The 20,122-nt window shown below is 58.4% G+C and carries 18 protein-coding genes; 7 read left to right on the forward strand and 11 right to left on the reverse strand.

The annotated features are described in order from the left end of the window. Window positions 1-108 precede the first annotated feature (108 nt). From rsuA to HFD92_RS08660, 3 genes are all read left to right on the forward strand, one after another. Window positions 109-828, forward strand: coding sequence for a 16S rRNA pseudouridine(516) synthase RsuA (gene rsuA / locus HFD92_RS08650; protein WP_058956725.1), 720 nt, complete (start codon window positions 109-111; stop codon window positions 826-828). A gap of 50 nt (window positions 829-878) precedes the next feature. After that, on the forward strand, window positions 879-2,075 hold the full coding sequence (locus HFD92_RS08655) for a Bcr/CflA family multidrug efflux MFS transporter (protein ID WP_150028871.1): 1,197 nt from the start codon (window positions 879-881) through the stop codon (window positions 2,073-2,075). Window positions 2,076-2,358: 283 nt separating this feature from the next. Further along, a complete protein-coding gene (locus HFD92_RS08660) occupies window positions 2,359-2,676 on the forward strand; it encodes a hypothetical protein (protein ID WP_009089120.1) in 318 nt (105 codons plus the stop codon). Here the strand turns inward: HFD92_RS08660 and yejF are convergent. The 9 genes from yejF to yeiP all read right to left on the reverse strand — a co-directional run bounded on the left by yejF (window position 2,663) and on the right by yeiP (window position 13,494). After that, on the reverse strand, window positions 2,663-4,267 hold the full coding sequence (gene yejF, locus HFD92_RS08665) for a microcin C ABC transporter ATP-binding protein YejF (protein ID WP_167428773.1): 1,605 nt from the start codon (window positions 4,265-4,267) through the stop codon (window positions 2,663-2,665). The two genes, HFD92_RS08660 and yejF, sit on opposite strands and share 14 nt — an antisense overlap. Continuing rightward, window positions 4,268-5,290: an ABC transporter permease gene (locus HFD92_RS08670; RefSeq protein WP_058956722.1), complete on the reverse strand. Its 1,023-nt coding sequence runs from the start codon at window positions 5,288-5,290 to the stop codon at window positions 4,268-4,270. Then, entirely contained in the window at window positions 5,290-6,381 is a 1,092-nt protein-coding gene (locus HFD92_RS08675) for a microcin C ABC transporter permease YejB (protein WP_046102242.1), read from the reverse strand. The genes HFD92_RS08670 and HFD92_RS08675 overlap by 1 nt, the downstream gene beginning before the upstream one ends. A 10-nt stretch (window positions 6,382-6,391) precedes the next feature. Then, complete coding sequence (locus tag HFD92_RS08680) at window positions 6,392-8,200, reverse strand: extracellular solute-binding protein (protein WP_167428774.1); 1,809 nt, start codon at window positions 8,198-8,200, stop codon at window positions 6,392-6,394. A gap of 49 nt (window positions 8,201-8,249) precedes the next feature. Then, the gene (locus HFD92_RS08685; RefSeq protein WP_111208545.1) at window positions 8,250-9,812 is read right to left on the reverse strand and encodes a cyclic di-GMP phosphodiesterase; all 1,563 of its coding nucleotides are present in this window, start codon (window positions 9,810-9,812) and stop codon (window positions 8,250-8,252) included. A gap of 221 nt (window positions 9,813-10,033) precedes the next feature. After that, a complete protein-coding gene (gene mepS / locus HFD92_RS08690) occupies window positions 10,034-10,609 on the reverse strand; it encodes a bifunctional murein DD-endopeptidase/murein LD-carboxypeptidase (RefSeq protein ID WP_154927615.1) in 576 nt (191 codons plus the stop codon). A gap of 514 nt (window positions 10,610-11,123) precedes the next feature. After that, window positions 11,124-11,831, reverse strand: coding sequence for a phosphatase PAP2 family protein (locus tag HFD92_RS08695; RefSeq protein ID WP_154927616.1), 708 nt, complete (start codon window positions 11,829-11,831; stop codon window positions 11,124-11,126). A gap of 42 nt (window positions 11,832-11,873) precedes the next feature. Further along, a complete protein-coding gene (locus HFD92_RS08700; protein ID WP_167428775.1) occupies window positions 11,874-12,848 on the reverse strand; it encodes a GTP-binding protein in 975 nt (324 codons plus the stop codon). A 73-nt stretch (window positions 12,849-12,921) separates the two neighbouring features. Beyond that, window positions 12,922-13,494, reverse strand: a complete 573-nt coding sequence (gene yeiP / locus HFD92_RS08705; protein ID WP_009089138.1) for an elongation factor P-like protein YeiP — start codon at window positions 13,492-13,494, stop codon at window positions 12,922-12,924. A gap of 163 nt (window positions 13,495-13,657) precedes the next feature. On the opposite strand from yeiP, the gene HFD92_RS08710 reads away from it, so the two are divergent. From HFD92_RS08710 to fruA, 4 genes are all read left to right on the forward strand, one after another. After that, complete coding sequence (locus HFD92_RS08710) at window positions 13,658-13,912, forward strand: YkgJ family cysteine cluster protein (protein WP_009089140.1); 255 nt, start codon at window positions 13,658-13,660, stop codon at window positions 13,910-13,912. 271 nt (window positions 13,913-14,183) lie between these two features. Continuing rightward, window positions 14,184-15,314 carry a fused PTS fructose transporter subunit IIA/HPr protein gene (fruB, locus tag HFD92_RS08715; RefSeq protein ID WP_167428776.1) on the forward strand — a complete coding sequence of 377 codons (1,131 nt, stop codon included), beginning with the start codon at window positions 14,184-14,186 and terminating at the stop codon, window positions 15,312-15,314. Next, the gene (gene fruK / locus HFD92_RS08720) at window positions 15,311-16,249 is read left to right on the forward strand and encodes a 1-phosphofructokinase (protein ID WP_009089145.1); all 939 of its coding nucleotides are present in this window, start codon (window positions 15,311-15,313) and stop codon (window positions 16,247-16,249) included. The genes fruB and fruK overlap by 4 nt, the downstream gene beginning before the upstream one ends. 16 nt (window positions 16,250-16,265) lie before the next feature. Further along, complete coding sequence (gene fruA / locus HFD92_RS08725; RefSeq protein WP_046102236.1) at window positions 16,266-17,984, forward strand: PTS fructose transporter subunit IIBC; 1,719 nt, start codon at window positions 16,266-16,268, stop codon at window positions 17,982-17,984. A gap of 112 nt (window positions 17,985-18,096) precedes the next feature. Here fruA and nfo read toward each other — a convergent pair whose 3' ends face one another. Continuing rightward, a complete protein-coding gene (gene nfo / locus HFD92_RS08730; RefSeq protein WP_140029056.1) occupies window positions 18,097-18,942 on the reverse strand; it encodes a deoxyribonuclease IV in 846 nt (281 codons plus the stop codon). A 51-nt stretch (window positions 18,943-18,993) separates the two neighbouring features. Then, entirely contained in the window at window positions 18,994-20,046 is a 1,053-nt protein-coding gene (locus HFD92_RS08735) for a YeiH family protein (RefSeq protein ID WP_167428777.1), read from the reverse strand. Window positions 20,047-20,122 lie beyond the last annotated feature (76 nt).

The following is a 20,122-nucleotide window of genomic DNA, read 5'->3' on the forward strand; positions in this document are numbered from 1 at the left end:
GTAAACGCGCTGTCAGGCGGACGCAGATCACGTTATACTTCCCGCACATTTTCAACGGTTAACCAGGCCGTTTCAGATTCCCTCCGCAGTAACAGGCAAAACGAATTCATGCGACTCGACAAATTCATCTCTCAGCAACTGGAAATCAGCCGCGCCATCGCCCATCGCGAAATCCGCGGCCAGCGTGTCACCGTGAACGGGGAGATCGTGCGCGATACCGCGTTCAAACTGCTGCCCGACCACGAAGTCGCCTATGACGGCAACGTGCTGCAGATGCTCACCGGTCCACGCTACTTTATGCTGAACAAACCACAGGGTTACGTCTGCTCAACCGACGATCCCGATCATCCCACCATCCTCTATTTCCTCGAAGAGCCGATGTCTTTCAAACTGCACGCAGCAGGGCGTCTCGATATCGACACGACCGGACTGGTGCTGATGACGGATGATGGTCAGTGGTCACACCGGATTACCTCGCCGCGTCATCACTGCGAGAAAACCTATCGCGTCACACTGGAATCGCCGGTCAGTGACGATACGGCCGCGCAGTTTACGGCGGGCGTACAGCTGCACAATGAGAAGAGCCTGACCAAACCGGCACAGCTGGAGGTGATCACGCCGACCGAAGTGCTGCTGACCCTGAGCGAAGGGCGTTATCACCAGGTGAAACGGATGTTTGCGGCGGTGGGCAATCGGGTGGTGGAGCTGCATCGTGAGCGCATAGGCGACATCGTGCTGGACGCCGATCTGGAACCGGGCGAATACCGGCCGCTGACGGAAGAAGAGATCGCCAGTATTGGTCTGCCAAAAGAGTTACAGGCTAAATAAGCGGACGGGCTGCCAGCAGCCCGTGCCAGTCCCACAGGGCAGGAGAAGGTGTGCGTAAGGAAAAGAATTCGCCAACAGGTCTGGTCGTCATCCTCGGTCTGTTAGCCATGCTGATGCCGTTGTCGATTGACATGTATCTGCCTGCCATGCCGCAGATTGCGCGTGAGTTTGGCGTGTCGGCGGGTAGCGTGCAGATGTCGCTGAATCTCTACATTCTGGGGTTCGCGATCGGGCAGCTCATCTATGGGCCGCTGGCGGACAGCTACGGCCGCAAGCCGGTGATTGCACTTGGCACGCTGATCTTTGCCTGCGCCGCCGCGGCCTGTGCGTTGTCACAAAGCATTGATCAGTTGATTACCATGCGCTTTCTGCATGGGCTGTCGGCTGCGGCCGCCAGCGTGGTGATCAACGCCCTGATGCGCGACAGTTACTCGAAAGAGGACTTTTCGCGCATGATGTCCTTCGTGATGCTGATCACCACCATTGCGCCGCTGCTGGCGCCGATTATCGGCGGCTGGCTGCTGGTGCTCTGGAGCTGGCACGCCATCTTCTGGGCGCTGTCGGGCGCGGCATTAGTCACCACACTGCTGGTGACCACGCAGATCCGTGAAACCCTGAAGCCGGAGCAGCGCCAGCGGTTCCATCTGCGCACCACGCTGGGTAATTTCGTCACGCTGTTTCGTCACAAACGGGCCTTCAGTTATATGCTGGCGAGCGGCTTCTCCTTTGCCGGACTCTTCACCTTTCTTAACGCCGGTCCCTTTGTTTATATCGAACTGAATCACGTTTCGCCGCAAAACTTCGGCTACTACTTTGGCCTTAACGTGGTGTTTCTCTTCGTGCTGACCCTGATTAACAGCAGGGCCGTGCGTCGCTTTGGCCCGGTCGCGATGTTCCGGCTGGGGTTGCTGATCCAGTTCTCTATGGGGATCTGGCTGCTGCTGGTCAGCGCCTTTGACCTGGGCTTTTTGCCGCTGGTGCTGGGTGTCGCACTGTTTATCGGCTGTGTGTCGATCGTCTCATCCAATGCGATGGCGGTGATCCTGGATGCGTTCCCGCATATGGCGGGCACGGCTTCCTCACTGGCGGGCACCCTGCGTTTTGGCGTCGGGGCTTTTGTGGGGGCGCTGCTGTCGCTGATGAGTTTCAACAGCGCCTGGCCGATGGTGGGCACCATCGCGCTGTGCGCGACGATTTCCCTGCTGCTCTTTTTCTACGCGTCACGTCCCCATACTGCGTCCCGCTAGCCGGGCGCAGGAGTTTTTCCCCGTTACCGCTGGCTCTATTGGCGGCCTTTCTGGTTATGTTTCTTTATTGTGAAAATCTTTAGCTAAAAAAGTAATCACATTGCGTCTAAAATGATTGTTAACGGCGTGTGAACGCGGTACATATAGCCAGAAGTGCGATGCGAGTCGCAAAAAATGCGCGCGGGCAGACGATTAAGACTCGTCCGGACTCAGCGGTTGTCGGTCAGCTTTTAGCGTCGGTTGCTGTGTGTTGCGACATAAACTCATTCGGGGAGAGTAAACGATGCTGCAACTTTCAATTGTGCATCGCCTGCCGCAGCGTTTCCGCTGGGCCAGCGATCGCCACAGTGCTATTGAGCCTGATGAAGCCCTGGATGACCAGGAGTTCGTGGCGCTGCGTCTGATCAGCCACGATGGCATTCCGGCGTGGGAAATCCTGCAGCAGTTAAAAGAGGTGCTGGCAGAGATTCAGGTCGACTGTAAAGTGGCCGAATGTGAAGGGCAGCCCTGCCTGTTCATACAGCGCCGTGACGAGAGTGCCACTAACTGCTGCCTGAAAAATCAGGGCGTGGCGATTGCCGAAACCTTTAACGCAGGCTGAGCCGGGACGACTGCAGCAGCTCGCGGGTGTAGTCGTTCTCAGGTGAAGCAAACAACTTTTCACACTCTCCCTGTTCTGCCACTTCCCCCTGACGCAGCACGATAAGCTGGTGACACAGGGATCGAACCACATCGAGATCGTGACTGATAAACAAATAGCTGAGCTGGCGCTGCTGCTGCAGACGACGTAGCAGCGTCAGGATCTGTTTCTGCACCGTGCGGTCCAGCGAGGAGGTCGGTTCGTCCAGCACCAGCAGCTCCGGTTCCAGAATCAGCGCCCGCGCGATGGCGATACGCTGTCGCTGCCCCCCCGAAAATTCGGCCGGATAGCGGTGACGGCTTTCCGGATCGAGTCCCACTTCTTCCATCACCGCGATGACGCGCTGCTCCTGTTCTGCCCGGCCGATAGCGGGCAGATGTACCGCCACGCCTTCGGCAATAATCTGCTGCACCGTCATCCGCGGATTCAGGGAGGAGTTGGGGTCCTGAAACACCACCTGAATGCGCTGGCGCAGCGGCAGCAGTTGCCGGCGCGTCAGCTGATGCAGCGGCTGACCATCAAACCAGACTTGCCCGCGCGAGCGAATCAGCCGCAGCAGCGCCAGCCCGGTGGTGCTTTTGCCCGAACCGGACTCGCCGACCAGGCCCAGGCTTTCGCCGCGCCGCAGGGTAAAACTCAGCCCGGCGAGTATGAGCTTTTCGGTCGCCTGCCGCCGGAACAGTCCGCGCCGCAGCGGAAAACTGACCTGAAGCTGTTCGACCCGAAGTATCACCGCGGCGTCCGCAGGCAGCGGCAGCGCGGTTCCTTCCGGTTCCGCGGCCAGTAACTGCTGGCTGTAGGGATGCTGCGGCTGGTCCAGCAGAACCTGACCGCGGTTCTGTTCCACGATGCGACCCTGACGCATCACGCTGACGCTATCCGCCAGCTGGCGCACAATATTCAGGTTATGGGTGATAAACAGCATGCCCATGTTCATCTCCCGCTGCAGTTCGCGGAGCAGCTTCAGGATCTGCGCCTGCACCGTCACATCCAGCGCGGTGGTCGGCTCATCGGCGATCAGCAGCTGGGGTTCGGTCAGCAGGGCCATGGCGATCATCACGCGCTGGCGTTCGCCACCGGAGAGCTGGTGCGGGAAATCGTTGAGCCGGGCGGCAGGCTGCCGGATGCCGACCCGATCGAGCACGCTGAGTATCTCTCCGCGGGCCGCCGGACGACGCAGTCCGCGATGCAGCGAGAGCACTTCATACAGCTGCTTCTCCACGGTGTGCAGCGGGTTGAGCGACACCATCGGCTCCTGAAAAATCATCGCCATCTGATTGCCGCGAAGGGCACGCAGCCGCGCCTCCGGGGCACGCAGCAGATCTTCACCCTGAAACAGGATCTCGCCCCGGGGATAAACCACCGACGCCTCATGCAGCAGTCGCATCACCGACAGCGCCGTCACGCTCTTGCCGGAGCCTGACTCGCCCACCAGCGCCAGGGTTTCGCCTGCATCGATGCGCAGGGAGAGATCCTCCACCACCGGGCGAAGCGCATCGCCCTGACGAAAGGCAATCGAAAGATCGTTGATGGCCAGTAAGGGTGTCGTCATTCAGGCTCCTTTGCCTGGATCGAAGGCATCGCGCACCGCTTCGCCAATAAAAATCAGCAGCGAAAGCAGGATCGCGAGCGTGAAAAAGCCTGCCAGCCCTAACCATGGCGCCTGCAGGTTGTTTTTGCCCTGCAGCAGCAGCTCCCCCAGCGAAGGCGAGCCCAGCGGCAGGCCAAAGCCGAGAAAGTCGAGTGAGGTGAGCGTGGTGATCGACCCACACAAAATAAACGGCAGAAAGGTCAGGGTCGCCACCATGGCGTTAGGCAGCATATGGCGCAGCATAATCCGGCCGTCGCTGACGCCAAGGGCCTGCGCCGCGCGAATGTAATCGAAGTTACGGGTGCGCAGAAACTCGGCACGTACCACGCTGACCAGACTCATCCAGCCGAAGGCGACGGTGACCAGCAGCAGCCACCAGAAGCCGGGCTGGATCACGCTGGAGAGTAAAATCAGCAGAAACAGCGCGGGCATGCCGGACCAGACTTCAACCAGCCGCTGCCCGATCAGATCGATTCTGCCGCCGAAATAGCCCTGCACCGCGCCGACCACAATGCCAATTACGCTGGAGAAGAGCGTCAGCAGCAGACCGAACAGCAGCGAGATACGCGTGCCGTAAAGCAGCCGCGCCAGCACGTCGCCCCCGTTGGCGTCGGTGCCAAGCCAGTTCTGCGCCGACGGCGGGGAGGGGAAGGGCACCTGGGTCGCAAAATTGAGGGTGCTGTCGCTGAAGCGAATCGGCGCCCACAGGGCCCAGCCCTGCCGGGCAATGCGCTGCTGCAGCCACGGGTCCTGATAATCGGCGGCGGTCGGCAGCACGCCGCCATAGTCCGTTTCGCTGTAGTCAAACAGCAGTGGCAGCATCCAGCGCTGCTGGTAATGCACCAGCAGCGGCTTTTCATTGGCAATCAGCTCGGCACCCAGCGACAGCAGAAAAAGGACCAGAAAGATCCACAGCGACCAGTAGCCGCGCCGGTTATGGCGAAAGCGCTGCCAGCGCTGCTGAGTGAGGGGAGAAAGCGGCATCAATGGCTCCTGAAATCGATGCGCGGATCGACCAGCGTATAGGTCAGATCGCTGAGAATGTTCATCAGTAACCCGATCAGGGTAAAAATATAGAGCGTGCCAAACATGACCGGATAGTCGCGTTGCAGGGTGGCGTCATAGCCGAGCAGCCCCAGCCCGTTCAGGGAAAACATTACCTCGATCAGCACGGAACTGGTAAAGAACATGCTGATAAAGGTGGCAGGAAAGCTGGCGATGACCAGCAGCATCGCGTTGCGAAACACATGATGATAGAGAATACGCCGCTCCGGCACCCCTTTGGCGCGCGCGGTCACCACATAGAGTTTGCGGATCTCATCCAGAAACGCGTTTTTCGTCAGCATCGTCAGCGTGGCGAAGCCGCCGATCACCGTTGCCAGCACCGGCAGTGCGATGTGCCAGAAGTAATCCAGCACCTGACCATACCAGGGCAGCGTATCATGCTGCGCAGAGGTGAGCCCGCGCAGCGGAAACCAGTCCAGATAGCTGCCCCCGGCAAACAGCACGATCAGCATGATGCCGAACAGGAAAGCCGGAACGGAGTAGCCCACAATAATCAGGGCACTGCTCCAGATATCAAACGCAGAGCCGTTGCGCACCGCTTTGCGGATACCCAGCGGGATCGAGACCAGATAGATAATCAGGGTGCTCCATAACCCCAGGCTGATGGAAACCGGCAGGCTCTCTTTGATCAGCCCCACTACCGAGGCGCTGCGAAACAGGCTGTCGCCAAAATCGAAGCGCAGATAGTTCCACAGCATCTCGCCGTAGCGCTGCCACAGGGGTTTATCGAATCCATAGCGCTGTTTGATCTCTGCAATTACCTCCGGGTCCAGCCCGCGTGCGCCCCGGTACTGATTGTCGGCAGGGTTGAGATGACTGCGCGTGGCATGTGAACCGGCGCTGTCGGCGCCGCTGCCGGGCAGGCCGGTTGTCTGACCAAACTCAATATTAGCCAGCGCCTGATCGACCGGTCCGCCGGGGGCGATTTGCACGATAAAGAAGTTCAGCGTGATGATCGCCCACAGCGTCGGAACGATCAGCAGGAGTCTGCGCAGAAAGTAAGCGGCCAACGGTGTCTCCTTAGCGTTTACTGGCCGGCAGGCGTCCGGCTTTGTGTGCGTCGTACCACCAGCTATCCAGACCGGTACTGTAGGCAGGCTTGCGGGCGGGATGGGAAAACTTATCCCAGTAAGCCAGCCGCTGCTCTGCGTTGTACCACATCGGGATCATATACGCATTCCACAGCAGTACCCGATCCAGTGACTGCGCCAGCGGTCGCAGCGCAGCGGGATCGCCCTGGTGCGCCACGATCTGCTGCACGAAGTGGTCAACCACAGGATCTTTCACCCGCGCGGTATTCCAGGAGGAGCTGATGTAGTCCGACTGCCACAGGATCTGCAGGCTGGAGGTGGGGATCGGCATCGCCTGATAGAGGGTGGCGATCATGTCATAGTCGCCTTCACGCCAGCGCCGCAGATATTGCGAGCTGTCGATCTGCCGCAGGTTCAGGGTGATGCCGAGCCGCGAGAGCGCGTGCTGGAACGGCAGTGCCCACTCCGTGCTGGTGCCGCCGCGCAGCAGCAGCTCAACGGTGAACGGCTGACCGGTTTTGTCATTGACCAGACGCTGATCCTTAATCTGCCAGCCCGCCTCTTTCAGCAGCGCGTATGCTTTTAACAGGCTGGCGCGGTCGTAGCCACTGCCATCGCTCACCGGAGGCTGGTAAGGCTGAGTGAACAGTCCGGCGGGCAACTGCGCGCGCCACGGTGCCAGCAGGGCCCGCTGTTCCGCATCAGGCGCACCCTGAGCAGCATACTCTGTGTTCTGGAAGTAGCTGCTGGCGCGCTGCCAGGCACCGTAATAGAGCGCCTTATTCATCCAGTTAAAATCGAACATCAGTGAAAAAGCCTGGCGCACGCGACGGTCATGGAACAGCGGTTTCTCATTGTTAAACGCCAGCCAGCGGGTATCAGTAGCGGCCTCGTTGGGCGTGGTCTGCTTCACTATATCGCCCTCGTCGAAGGCGCGGCCGCGATACTGGGTGGCCCATTTCTTCGCTGAGACCTCCTCACGCCAGTCGTAAGCCCCCGCTTTAAAGGCTTCGAACGCCACGTTGTCATCCAGATAGTAGTCGTAGCGCATCCGATCAAAATTGAAGCGCCCGCGATTCACCGGCAGATCGGCGGCCCAGTAATCTTTGACCCGGCTGAACTCAATAAACTGACCCAGCTTCCAGCGGCTGATGCGATAGGGCCCGCTGGAGAGCGGCGGGGCGCTCAGCGGCTCATTAAACTGCTTATCTTTCCAGAATGACGCCGGGATGACCGGCAGCGTCAGCAAGCCCATCAACAGATCTCTGTCCGGTTTGGTGGCGTCGATGCGCACCGTAAGATCGTTCAGCGCGGTCACCGTCACGCCGCGATAGGCCACACGGAACTGAGGCACGCCTTCGGTCATAAACTTCTGAAAGCTGAAAGCCACATCGCGGGCCGTAATCGGTGAGCCATCGTGAAAGCGGGCGCGGGGATTCAGGTGAATCTCAGTCCACGAAAAATCGCTGGCGTAGCGCGCCGACAGGGCGATCAGCGGGTAGTAGCTACCCGGCTCGTCGTCTGAACTGGTGTAGAGCCCATCATAAAGCGCACCGGTATTGATACCCGGATTGCCGCGCGAGGCGTAGCGGTTGAAGTTGTCGTAGGTGCCAATAACCGCCAGGGTGATGCTGCCGCCTTTGGGCGCATCGGGATCGGCATACTCATAGTGGCTGAAGCCGGGCGGATATTTCGCTTCCCCGGCCTGAGTAAAAGCGTAACTTTGCAGAACGGAGGCGGCCAGCAGCGGGGCGCTGAGTAGGGCACCTGTCAGCAGAAGTCCAGCGCGAAGCAGCATAGCGAATGCCCTCTCCAGTAAGTGTTCGGCTCCGGCCGGGCCAGACCGGTCAGGCGCGATGACGCTGAAAATAGTCTATCAGCGTTTCCGGCCGCAGCGGGCGACTAAAGATATAACCCTGCAGGTGAGTCACGCCGCGATTGATCAGCCACGCCGCCTGTTCGCCCGTTTCCACGCCCTCGGCCACGCTTTTCAGGTTCAGCTTTTTTGCCAGCTGCAGCACGGTATCCAGCACCGGCGAGGTCAGCGTCTCGGTGCCGATACTCTGCACAAAGCCGCGATCGATTTTCAGGTAATCAAAGGCGTAGCGCTCCAGATAGATCAGTGCGCTGTGTCCGGTGCCGAAGTCATCAATGGCGATGCGGATCTGCTGCTGATGCAGCCAGTCAAACAGCTCGCCGACATTTTCGTCGCGCACCATGACGCGTTCGGTAATCTCGAACACATAATTAAAGTGGCCGGCCGGCATGCTCTCAAGCCAGTTCAGGACATCCTGACGGAAGCTGCGGTCGGCCAGGTGCAGAGGCGAAATGTTGAGGCTGAGACTGGCATAACGGGGAACGGTGTGACAGAGCAGGTGCGCATCGCGGGAAACCAGCTGAAACAGATGGCGGGTCAGTGGAACAATCAGGTTTTGCGACTCGGCATACTGAATAAAGACATCGGGCGGAATCGGGCCTTCCGTCGGGTGCGTCCAGCGCAGCAGTGCCTCCATGCCATAAGGCTGACTATCGTGAGAGGTAACCAGCGGCTGATACTCCACGTGAAACTCGCCCCGCTTCATGCCCCGAATCAGCTCTCTGCCCGGACGCTGATAGTGGGCGAGCAGCAGCCAGCAGCCACCTGAAACCAGCAGTGACAGCAGCAGACCACTCAGCAGAATGTTCTGATAATCGCTGAAGGCGAGGGTGGAACCGTAGAGAACAAACTGCAGCGGATAGCCTTCCAGCGACCGCTGAAGCAGCGGTGTCGGCAGGTTCTCATTCTCCGTTACGCCATGCTGCCAGCTGGTCAGGGCACTGTGCTGTGCCACCAGAGCCATACCGGTAATCTCCGGATGCCAGGAGGCCATCAGCTGATAGGGGGCCAGGCTGATGTTGAGTGTCGCGAAAACGCCGGTCTGCAGATTGCCGGGATTCTTCACCCACAGGGCCAGGGCCGGTTTATCCGGCTGCAACGGCGTGCCCGGCATCAGCTGCAGATCGGTATCGCGCGAGATATCACTCTGGGGCGAAATCACATTGATCGGCAGACTGAAACTGCCGGTGGCTGAGGAGCAAAAGGCATTGCCATTATTCACCAGCAGGATGGCACGAAGATTCCCGGCAAAGGCGGCGCGTGAGGTCAGTTCACGATTGATGGTGTGGCAGGCATTATGGGTAAACGGGAGCAGGGGACTGAGGGTGCTGTTATACAGGCTGGCGAGCGTTTGCTGTAGTGCCGACCGGCTGTGCTCCAGCAGGCGCTGATGTTGCCGCTCGCGCTTATGCCAGGTGTGATGAATCGCCAGCAGCGTGAACAGGAGAAAGAATAGGCCGCCGACCATCGCGCTACGCCATGCGATTCGGTGAGGATAGGTGGCATGGCGCTGTAGCGCCCCCGACAGTGGCATGAGGAGCTTCCCCTGATCAAATTATTATTATGTTAATGCACACGACTGCTTCGGTTTAAGCGACCGAGAATATAACGAGAATGCCGGAGATGTCTCGTTATTAATCTGAAATACAATGCTTTTATCTGCTATGGCGAAGGCGGATAAAATAAAAGACGAAAAAAAACGCTGCGTAAGCAGCGTTTCATGTTCTCTGGCTGAGAGAAAATCGAATCTGAGGATCAGGACGGGTTACGACTCAGTACCCGGCGCCCTTCACGGTAACGCTTTTTCCAGTAGTCATCATTCAGACTGGAGATCATGACGCCACTGCTGGTTGAGGCATGAACGAAGTTATCGTTGCCCAGATAGATCCCGACATGACGACCGGTTGAACCTGCGCGGAACATCACCAGATCGCCCGGACGCAGTTTACTGCGGGTAATCTCTCTGCCGGTGTCCTGCTGCTCAGAGGTGGAGCGGGGTAATTCTAAGCCAAACTGATCGCGGAAGGTACGTTGTACAAAGGCGGAACAGTCGATTCCGCGTTTGGTATCGCCACCGAGACGATAGCGCACACCTTTCCAGACGGCGTATTGTTCCATGATGCGCGACTTAACGTCGACATTACGCACCATTTCTTCAAACTCATCCTGAGACGCCTGAAGTAAAAAACCATTCTGGTTGTTAACTTCATGATTCTCGTTATTCGCGTTCTGATTGCTATGGGTACTGCTACAAGCTGAGAGGAGGGTTGCCAGCGCCAGTGCGGGCACAATCCGCAAAATATATCTCAGTATTGGTTGAGACTTGACCATTATTCGGGTTTTCCTTCGATGTCCTTACGACAGAATTGTCGCCAGCCAGATAACAAAACAGGGAGATTAATAAGCGAGACAGACTAAGACAAATCCTTAATGACTAAAATGTGTTAATGGACACATTTTTTCACGGTAAAAATCCGAATTTTCTGCCGCTAATGCCTCACAGGGACTGAGGTTAACTGATTACACACGCCGTGGCGAGTGCTTTTAATCAATTTTATATAGGTTTTTTTGATGTGAAATCAAACCGTAACACGCTGACTAATTTAGCAACAATTATGGGGAAATGATGGCGATAACAAGCGGTAAAAGGGGCGCCAATTCGGCGCATAGAAACGGATTCTGGAATTTTCTTTATTGACAGCGGCGGGTGACGACTATTTAACCACCTGGCGGGGTCATAACCTTTTCCTCTCGCTATTTTAATTAGCAGACTAATAATGATGAGCTGTTTTTTATTAGCGCGGGCAGTTAACATCCTGTCAAATAAACCGACCGCGCTTAACATTTACCTCACGGGCTTATATTTTCCCGGTAATTTGCGATAAAACCAGTTAACCAGCGCGTCACTGGCAGGGGTTAAAAGCCACCAGCTCAGACCCACCAGAACCACGGACAGCGATCCCACGGCAATATCGGTAAACCAGTGCGCCCCGGCCATGACGCGCGGCAGAGAAAATAGCACCACAATTGCCAGCGCGATTAAAAAACGGCTCAAACCAAAATAACGCCAGATAAAGCAGGCGAAAATAATCAGCATCATGCCGTGGTCGCCAGGGAAGCTGTCTTTCGACGCATCTTTAGCGGGAATGCCGGTCAGCTCACTGACGCGATGCACGTTTTCGAAGAAGAGGGTCGGGCTGGAATGTTTCACCGGCAGCAGATGCCCCAACTGATTCAGCACCACGGCAGTCAGCAGCATGGTGATACCGATAGCCAGCATCCGGCGACGTGCCTGAGGCGCTTCATGTCGCCAGATCGACAGATACAGCAGGCCCATCGCCAGCAGTGACACCACATCAAAGCCACGGAAGTTGGTGATGGCGACGATCAGCGCAAACAGTGGATGGGTCACCATCTGATTATTGAAGCCATAAAAAATGGATTTATCGATGCCGAACCAGAAACCATGCTGAGGCGGCAGATACCACGAAAGAAAGAGCACGACGCCCAGGGCATTCAGCAGCAGGATAGTAATAAGACGAATTGCGCGCATAAGTAAGCTCAATTAAAAAAATAACCGCCGACAATACCTCTGTTAGCGTAAACGGCACTTCAACAACGCCGATTGTAGCCGATTCCAGTCAGCCTGCTCAGAATGAATAATCTCGATGCGGCTGTCAGATGGCGCGGCGGCGAGTGTCTCACTCTGCAACTCTTTTGCCTGACGGTTAATACGCATTGTGCCTTCGCGGATGCGCATCACGCCTTTGATCCGATCCACCGGCGCCTGCCGGACCCACTCCAGCAGCGCAGCGGCGTCAAATAACGTGTCACCATCAAACAGCCAGCCGCAGGCGCTATAGCCCTGTCCGTGGTTCAGCGCCCGCCGCCAGCGCGCCGCTCCTTCCAGCTGTAAGGCGGCCAGTCCGCTCGCCGGTTTCGTCGTGTGAGGGTGATGGTGGTGTGGCAGGGGGAGTTCACGTGGCTGGCGCGGCGTATCAAGCAGGCCGGAGGGAATCCGGCCAAACTCGGTCGCTATCACCGGACGTGGCGGCTGCATCTGCTGCTGCCAGTCAGTCATACGCTGACGATCTTCGTCCTCCCAGCAGTCGCGCTTGTTGGCGATAATGATGTCGGCGGCGGCCAGCTGGTCGCGGAAGTTCTCATCGGCGACCACGCGCGGGTCGGCAAGCTGGCGCGCATCGAGTAGCGTCAGGGTGGCATTGAGTTGCAGCCACGACTGATAGACCGGTGCGCTGAGCATCTCCAGCACCTGGCGCGGATGCCCCAGGCCGGTCGGCTCTATCAGCAAACGATCGGGCCTGCTCTTCAGCAGCATATTCAGCCCGACCTGCATGGGCAGGCCATTGACGCAGCAGAGACAGCCGCCAGGGATCTCTTTCAGCGTCGCGCCGCGATCCGCCAGCAGCGCGCCATCGATGCCGATTTCGCCAAATTCATTGACCAGCACGGCCCACTGTTCGCCTGCGGGCCTGGCGGCCAGCAGATGGCAGAGCAGGGTGGTTTTTCCGCTGCCTAAAAAACCGGTGATGAGATTAACGCGCGTCATGGGAAAGGCTCCTGCCGGGATAGCGTGATAATGTAATACTATAACATTATCACGTTCGGTTTCCCGCCCTCGCTTACTCAGCGCGCCCCATATAGCGACGTTCGGCAATATGGATGCGGATGCGGTCACCGTTGCTCAGATATTCCGGCACCTGAATCGAGAGGCCGGTGCTCATTCCGGCGGGTTTGGTGCGGGCGCTGGCAGAAGCACCTTTGATACCCGGCGAGGTTTCAACGATCTCCATATCGACCGTCTGGGGCAGTTCCAGTGCCAGCACCTGGCCTTCCATCGTCAGCACATGGATACCCGGAATGCCTCCTTCCGGAATAAACAGCAGCTCTTCTTCGATCTGATCGCGTTTGAAGGTGTAGGGGGTGTAGTCTTCGTCATCCATAAAGATATATTCGTCACCATCTATATAAGAGAAGGTCACGCTGCGACGGCTGAGCGAAATCGCATCAATAATCTCGTCGCCCTTAAAGCGCTCTTCAACTTTTAAACCGGTGCGGACATCGGTAAAGCGCATCTTATAGAGGGTGGCGGCACCGCGTGCGCTGGGGCTCTGGACATCAATGTCCTTAACCAGCAGCAGTTTACCGTTGTGCGTGACGGCCATCCCTTTTTTGATTTCGTTGGCTTTTGGCATTGCTGTTCTCGCTATCTTGAGAGTGAAGTGCGCGCAACGTTACTCGCGCCGGTGAAAACTGGCAATATCGCGGGTGCGAAATTTTGCGTCAGGCCGCCGCATTCATGGTAATTGTCGCGCCGGACTGCTATTGTCGCCGCGACTTTCTTTGCCGGAGCTCAGCATGCAATGCCGTAGCCAGTGCGGTGCCTGTTGCACGGCACCCTCTATCTCATCCCCCATCCCCGGTATGCCCGACGGCAAGCCCGCCAATACCCCCTGCATTCAGCTTGATGCGCTGCTGCGCTGCAAACTCTTTGGTTCGCCCCTGCGTCCCGCCGTCTGTTCCGGGCTGCAGCCGCAAGCGAGCATGTGCGGCGACTCGCGCGAGCAGGCGATGACCTGGTTGCTGCAGCTGGAAGCGGATACGGCCCCCTGAGGCGCTGACGCAGCTGACGTTTTTCTGACGGCGTGGTTGCCTTACAGCAACAGCTTCAGCCGGATCGGCCTTTCTGCCTCACAACCGTCATGAAATGTGCGTAACATCAAAAATCTGCTACGCCGTTTGCGCATTTTCTTGCCTGCAGAATCGCGCTGTACCACAATCCCTGAAACGTTTCAGCGGTGGTCCGGCAACCTGTCCCTGACAGTGCGACGCAAAAATCTCCCCACCGGCTGAAACGATTCAATCTCAGCAAGCGAGGAGAATTATGTTCCAGCTCGAATTGCAGGCTATCCATACCGGAGCCAGCGCCCAGAATAAAGAAGAGGCCATTCGTCAGGTCGCTGCCGCGTTAACCGCGGCGGGCAATGTGACTGAAGGGTATGTCAACGGCATGCTGGCGCGCGAACAGCAAACCTCCACCTTTCTCGGTAACGGCATCGCTATCCCTCATGGCACCACAGACACCCGCGATCTGGTGCTGAAAACCGGCGTTCAGGTGTTTCAGTTCCCGCAGGGCATTGCCTGGGGTGACGATCAGACCGCCTATGTCGCCATCGGCATTGCCGCGAAGTCTGATGAGCATCTGGCGCTGCTGCGTCAGCTGACCCACGTTCTGAGCGATGACTCCGTTGCCGAACAGCTGAAAACCGCCTCTGCTGAAGATCTTCGTGCGTTGCTGATGGGCGAGAAACAAGCCGCCGAATTCAGCTTCGACACCGCATTGATTACCCTTGATGTCGCGGCCAGCGACCTGATCACCCTACAGGCGATGAACGCCGGTCGTCTGCAATCCGCTGGCGTTGTGGATGCCAGCTATGTGGCGGATGTGGTTTCAGTCTCCCCGCTGAACCTGGGGCAGGGCATCTGGCTCAGCGACAGCAGCCTGGGCAACCTGCGCAGTGGCGTGGCGATCAGCCGTGCTGCCCATCCCTTCGACCATCAGGGCGAATCGGCTGCGATGCTGATCAGCGTGTCGGCCACCGATGAACGTCCGCTGGAGGTGCTGGGTTATCTGAGCGCCTTACTGCAGCAGGGGAAAGCCGATCGTCTGCTGAAAGCGGATGCCGCAGGCGTTTATGCGCTGCTGACCAGCGAAGTCGATGAGCAGGCTGACGTGCTGACCGCTGAATTCACCATCCGCAACGAACATGGCCTGCATGCCCGTCCGGGCACGGCGCTGGTCAGCGTTATCAAGCAGTTCAACAGCGAGATCACCGTGACCAACCTCGACGGCAGCGGTAAGCCTGCCAATGGTCGCAGCCTGATGAAAGTGGTCGCGCTGGGCGTGAAGAAAGGGCATCGCCTGCGCTTTACCGCCAGCGGCGATGATGCTCAGCAGGCGCTGAACGCCATTGAAGAGGCGATCAGCAGTGGTCTGGGCGAGGGGGCAGCATGAGCAGACGTGTCGCCACCATTACGCTGAACCCGGCGTATGACCTGGTGGGCTATACCCCTGAAATTGAACGCGGCGAAGTCAATCTGGTGAAAACCACCGGACTGCATGCGGCGGGCAAGGGCATTAACGTTGCCAAAGTCCTGAAAGATCTGGGCATTGACGTGACCGTCGGCGGCTTCCTGGGCAAAGAGAATCAGGATGGCTTCCAGCAGCTGTTCAGCGAGCTGGGTATTGCTAACCGTTTTCAGGTGGTGCCAGGCCGCACCCGCATCAACGTGAAACTCACCGAACAGACCGGCGATGTGACCGATCTGAATTTCTCCGGTTTTCAGGTGACGGGTCAGGACTGGGATCGCTTCACCACCGACTCCCTGACCTGGCTGGGCCAGTTCGATATGGTCTGCGTCAGCGGCAGTCTGCCGGAAGGGGTCGATCACGACGCCTTTACCCGCTGGATGACCGAACTGCGCACCCACTGCCCGTGCATCATCTTTGACAGCAGCCGTGAGGCGCTGGTGGCAGGACTGAAGGCCGCCCCGTGGCTGGTGAAGCCTAACCGCCGTGAGCTGGAGATCTGGGCCGGTCGCAAACTGCCGACGCTGCAGGATGTGATTGGTGCCGCGCATGAACTGCGTGAGCAGGGCATCGCTCATGTGGTGATTTCACTGGGCGCAGAAGGGGCGCTGTGGGTCAACGCCTCCGGCGAATGGATTGCCAAACCCCCGGTCTGCGATGTGGTCAGCACCGTGGGTGCCGGCGACTCGATGGTGGGCGGCCTGATTTATGGTCTGCTGATGCGCGAGTCCAGCGAGCATACGCTGCGTCTTGCCACTGCCGTGGCGGCGATGGCCGTCAGCCAGAGTAATGTTGGTGTATCCGATCGAACTCAGTTGGCCGCCATGATGGCGCGTGTCGACTTACAACCCGTTAACTGACAGCAGGAGAGCGATAATGAAAACGCTGCTGATAAAAGACCCTACACTGGGACTGGCTTCCGCTTACATGGCGCAACAGCGCCTGGCTGCTGCGGCAGCTGCTGCGGGCCTGACCCTGACTGAAAACCCTGCCGATGCTGAACTGGTGATTGTGCTGGGTAAAAACGTGCCGGACGACGCGGCGCTGAACGGCAAAGCGCTCTGGCAGGGCGATGTCCAGCTGGCCGTCCGTGAGCCGGAAACCTTTCTGAACCGCGCGAAAGCAGAAGCCAGGACATGGCAGTCGCAGGCTGCGGTGGCGACACCGGCGGGCGCATCTGCTGCGGCTCCGGCTCAGGCTGGCGCGCAGAAACGTGTGGTTGCCGTTACCGCCTGTCCGACCGGCGTGGCGCACACCTTTATGGCGGCTGAGGCGATTCAGGCCGAAGCAACCCGTCGCGGCTGGTGGGTGAAAGTTGAAACCCGCGGTTCAGTCGGGGCCGGTAACGCCATTACCCCGGAAGAAGTGGCAGCAGCCGATCTGGTGATCGTGGCCGCCGATATCGAAGTCGACCTGGCGAAATTTGCCGGTAAGCCGATGTACCGCACCTCAACCGGACTGGCGCTGAAGAAAACCGCCCAGGAACTGGATAAAGCGGTAGCCGAAGCGAAGCCTTATAAAGCGGCTGCCAGCGGACAGAGCAACGCCAGCGCAGAAGAGGAGAAAAAGCAGGGCGGCGCAGGGGCGTATCGTCATCTGCTGACCGGCGTCTCCTATATGCTGCCGATGGTGGTCGCAGGCGGTCTGAGCATCGCACTCTCATTTGCCTTTGGTATCACCGCATTTAAAGAGCCGGGCACGCTGGCGGCTGCCCTGATGCAAATCGGTGGTGGCAGCGCCTTTGCCCTGATGGTGCCGGTACTGGCGGGCTTTATCGCCTTCTCCATCGCTGACCGTCCGGGTCTGACCCCGGGTCTGATTGGCGGTATGATCGCCACCAGCATCAACGCCGGCTTCTTAGGTGGCATTATCGCGGGCTTCATTGCCGGTTATGCGGCGAAGCTGATCAGCGGCAAAGTTAAACTGCCGCAGAGTATGGAAGCGCTGAAACCGATACTGATTATTCCGCTGTTTGCCAGTCTGATTACCGGCCTGCTGATGATCTACGTGGTAGGCAAACCGGTTGCGGGCATCATGAACGGTCTGACCCACTGGCTGGCGAATATGGGCACCGCGAACGCGGTTCTGCTGGGCGCGATTCTGGGCGGCATGATGTGTACTGACATGGGTGGTCCGGTGAATAAGGTGGCTTACGCGTTTGGCGTTGGCTTACTGAGCTCGCAGACGTATGCCCCGATGGCCGCCATCATGGCCGCCGGCATGGTGCCACCGCTGGCGATGGGTGTGGCTACGCTGGTTGCGCGTCGTAAGTTCAACAAAGGTCAGCAGGAAGGGGGCAAAGCGGCGCTGGTTCTGGGTCTCTGCTTTATCTCTGAAGGTGCGATTCCATTCGCAGCCCGCGACCCGATGCGTGTTCTGCCTTGCTGCATCGTGGGTGGCGCGGTGACCGGTGCCATCTCCATGGCGATTGGCGCAAAACTGATGGCGCCGCACGGTGGGCTGTTCGTTCTGCTGATCCCGGGTGCGATTACCCCGGTACTCGGTTATCTGATGGCGATCGTCATCGGCACCGCGATTGCGGGTCTGAGCTACGCGGTACTGAAACGTCCGGAAGAGCAGCTGGCGAAAGCCTGATACGCGGAAGTGAAATAAACAGGGAGCCAGATGGCTCCCTGTTTGCTTTGATAAGGCTGCTTCCCTCGGCATCATGTCATCACCGTCTGGAAAAGCCTTCAGGCTCCTTTTTTTAAGCCTGCTGTTCGGCTTTCAGCCACGCAATCTCATCTTTCCAGATATCGGGATTGATGGTTTCCAGAATCAGCGGGATGCCATCGAAGCGGGGATCTTTCATCAGCCAGCTGAACACCGTCCTGCCGATGTTTCCTTCTCCCAGACTGTGATGGCGGTCAACGCGGCTGTCGAAGGCGCTCTTGGCGTCGTTCAGGTGCATGCCACGCAGATAGTGAAAACCGACGATGCGCTCAAAGCTGGCAAAGGTCGCTTCGCAGTCTGCCTCGGTTCGCAGATCATACCCGCCGGCAAACGCATGGCAGGTATCAATGCAGACCCCGACACGCGATTTGTCTTCGACATGCTCAATAATGGTGGCGAGATGCTCGAAGCGGAAGCCCAGATTACTGCCCTGACCGGCCGTATTTTCGATGACGGCGGTAACGTTCTGCGTCTGGTCGAGCGCGACATTGATCGACTCGGCGATGCGCTTCAGGCAGCTCTCCTCATCGATCTGATGCAGATGGCTGCCGGGGTGGAAGTTCAGCAGCGTCAGCCCCAGCTGGTCAGCACGCCGCAGTTCATCAATGAAGGCCGCGCGGGATTTCTCCAGCGCCTCCTCAACCGGATGGCCCAGGTTAATCAGAAAACTGTCGTGCGGCAGGATCTGCTGTGATGTGAAGTGATAAGTCTCGCAGGCGGCGCGAAAAGCATCAATGACCTCAGTGGTCAGCGGGGCGGCCTTCCACTGACGCTGATTTTTAGTAAAGAGGGCGAAGGCGGTGGCTTCTAATTCATGGGCGCGGATCACGGCCTGATCCACTCCCCCTGCCGCACTGACGTGTGCGCCAATATATTTCATGCCTTTCTCCTGGGGCTATGCACGGATGAAACGGCATGATACCCGATGCGGTTAGCCCATGAAATGTTGCACCAGCAGATTGATCGTGCCACCGCCTGCGATTAACCAGCCAAAGACCAGCGCACCCAGCAGCAGGGGTTTAACGCCCGCTTCACGCAGCGCGCTGAAACGGGTGGTTAAGCCCAGCGCGGCCATCGCCATCGCCAGCAGCAGGCCAGCCAGCTGATTCAGTGAGGCCACCAGCGCAGCAGGCAGCAGCTGCAGCGAGTTAAACAGCGCGACCGCAATAAACAGTAAGGCAAACCAGGGAAAGGTCACCGGCTGACGGGCGCCGCCCTGACGCCCACCGCGCAGCATCGTCCCCAGGCAGAGCAGGAATGGGGCCAGCATCATCACCCGCAGCATCTTGGCAATAACCGCGCTGTTTTCGGCTTCCGGGCTGATACTGTGTCCGGCTGCTACCACCTGCGCCACTTCATGAATCGTGGAGCCGGTGAAAACGCCAAACTGTGCAGCACTCAGAGCCGGAAACAGATGATGCGCCAGCGGCCAGAGCAGGGGATAGATGAAGATCGCCAGCGTGCCGAACAGCACCACGGTCGCGATGGCCACCGCGACTTTCGACGGCGCGGCTTTGACCACCGGCTCGGTCGCCAGCACCGCTGCCGCACCGCAGATGCTGCTGCCTGCCCCGATCAGCCAGACGGTTTCGCGATCCAGCTTCAGTAACCGGATACCCAGCAGACAGGTGATAAAGAAGGTGCTGCTCAGGGTCAGCGCATCGATCAGGATGCCGCTGACGCCGACATCGGCAATCTGCTGTAAAGTAATACGAAAGCCAAACAGGATAATCCCGAGCCGCAGCAGCTTCTGCTTCGCCAGCGCGACGCCGCTGTCGCAGTGTGACGAGAGAGGGGAACAGACGCTATTACCGACCACGATGCCCAGCATGATCGCCAGCGTCAGTGAACCCAGTCCCAGCCCCGCGATTAACGGCTGTTGCGCCAGCCAGTTCGCCGCAGCGGCGAGCGCGGCGGTCAGCAGCAGACCGGGAAACAGGCGCACAACGGGATTGTGCGTTTTAACGATGCTCAGTTCGGCCATAAGGGTCACTCCTCTTCAGTGAGTGTCGATCATGGCGCGCACTGGCTTAAAAGTGAAATTGATAATATATTTATAA

It is taken from the genome of Pantoea sp. EKM101V, assembly GCF_011800325.1.
Classification (GTDB): domain Bacteria; phylum Pseudomonadota; class Gammaproteobacteria; order Enterobacterales; family Enterobacteriaceae; genus Pantoea; species Pantoea anthophila.

Excerpts from the sequence above, each read along its gene's own strand:
- rsuA (WP_058956725.1), top strand. The coding sequence starts at position 109 with ATGCGACTCGACAAATTCATCTCTCAGCAACTGGAAATCAGCCGCGCC.
- HFD92_RS08660 (WP_009089120.1), top strand. The coding sequence starts at position 2,359 with ATGCTGCAACTTTCAATTGTGCATCGCCTGCCGCAGCGTTTCCGCTGG.
- yejF (WP_167428773.1), bottom strand. The coding sequence starts at position 4,267 with ATGACGACACCCTTACTGGCCATCAACGATCTTTCGATTGCCTTTCGT.
- HFD92_RS08670 (WP_058956722.1), bottom strand. The coding sequence starts at position 5,290 with ATGCCGCTTTCTCCCCTCACTCAGCAGCGCTGGCAGCGCTTTCGCCAT.
- HFD92_RS08680 (WP_167428774.1), bottom strand. The coding sequence starts at position 8,200 with ATGCTGCTTCGCGCTGGACTTCTGCTGACAGGTGCCCTACTCAGCGCC.
- HFD92_RS08685 (WP_111208545.1), bottom strand. The coding sequence starts at position 9,812 with ATGCCACTGTCGGGGGCGCTACAGCGCCATGCCACCTATCCTCACCGA.
- mepS (WP_154927615.1), bottom strand. The coding sequence starts at position 10,609 with ATGGTCAAGTCTCAACCAATACTGAGATATATTTTGCGGATTGTGCCC.
- HFD92_RS08695 (WP_154927616.1), bottom strand. The coding sequence starts at position 11,831 with ATGCGCGCAATTCGTCTTATTACTATCCTGCTGCTGAATGCCCTGGGC.
- HFD92_RS08700 (WP_167428775.1), bottom strand. The coding sequence starts at position 12,848 with ATGACGCGCGTTAATCTCATCACCGGTTTTTTAGGCAGCGGAAAAACC.
- yeiP (WP_009089138.1), bottom strand. The coding sequence starts at position 13,494 with ATGCCAAAAGCCAACGAAATCAAAAAAGGGATGGCCGTCACGCACAAC.
- HFD92_RS08710 (WP_009089140.1), top strand. The coding sequence starts at position 13,658 with ATGCAATGCCGTAGCCAGTGCGGTGCCTGTTGCACGGCACCCTCTATC.
- fruB (WP_167428776.1), top strand. The coding sequence starts at position 14,184 with ATGTTCCAGCTCGAATTGCAGGCTATCCATACCGGAGCCAGCGCCCAG.
- fruK (WP_009089145.1), top strand. The coding sequence starts at position 15,311 with ATGAGCAGACGTGTCGCCACCATTACGCTGAACCCGGCGTATGACCTG.
- fruA (WP_046102236.1), top strand. The coding sequence starts at position 16,266 with ATGAAAACGCTGCTGATAAAAGACCCTACACTGGGACTGGCTTCCGCT.
- nfo (WP_140029056.1), bottom strand. The coding sequence starts at position 18,942 with ATGAAATATATTGGCGCACACGTCAGTGCGGCAGGGGGAGTGGATCAG.
- HFD92_RS08735 (WP_167428777.1), bottom strand. The coding sequence starts at position 20,046 with ATGGCCGAACTGAGCATCGTTAAAACGCACAATCCCGTTGTGCGCCTG.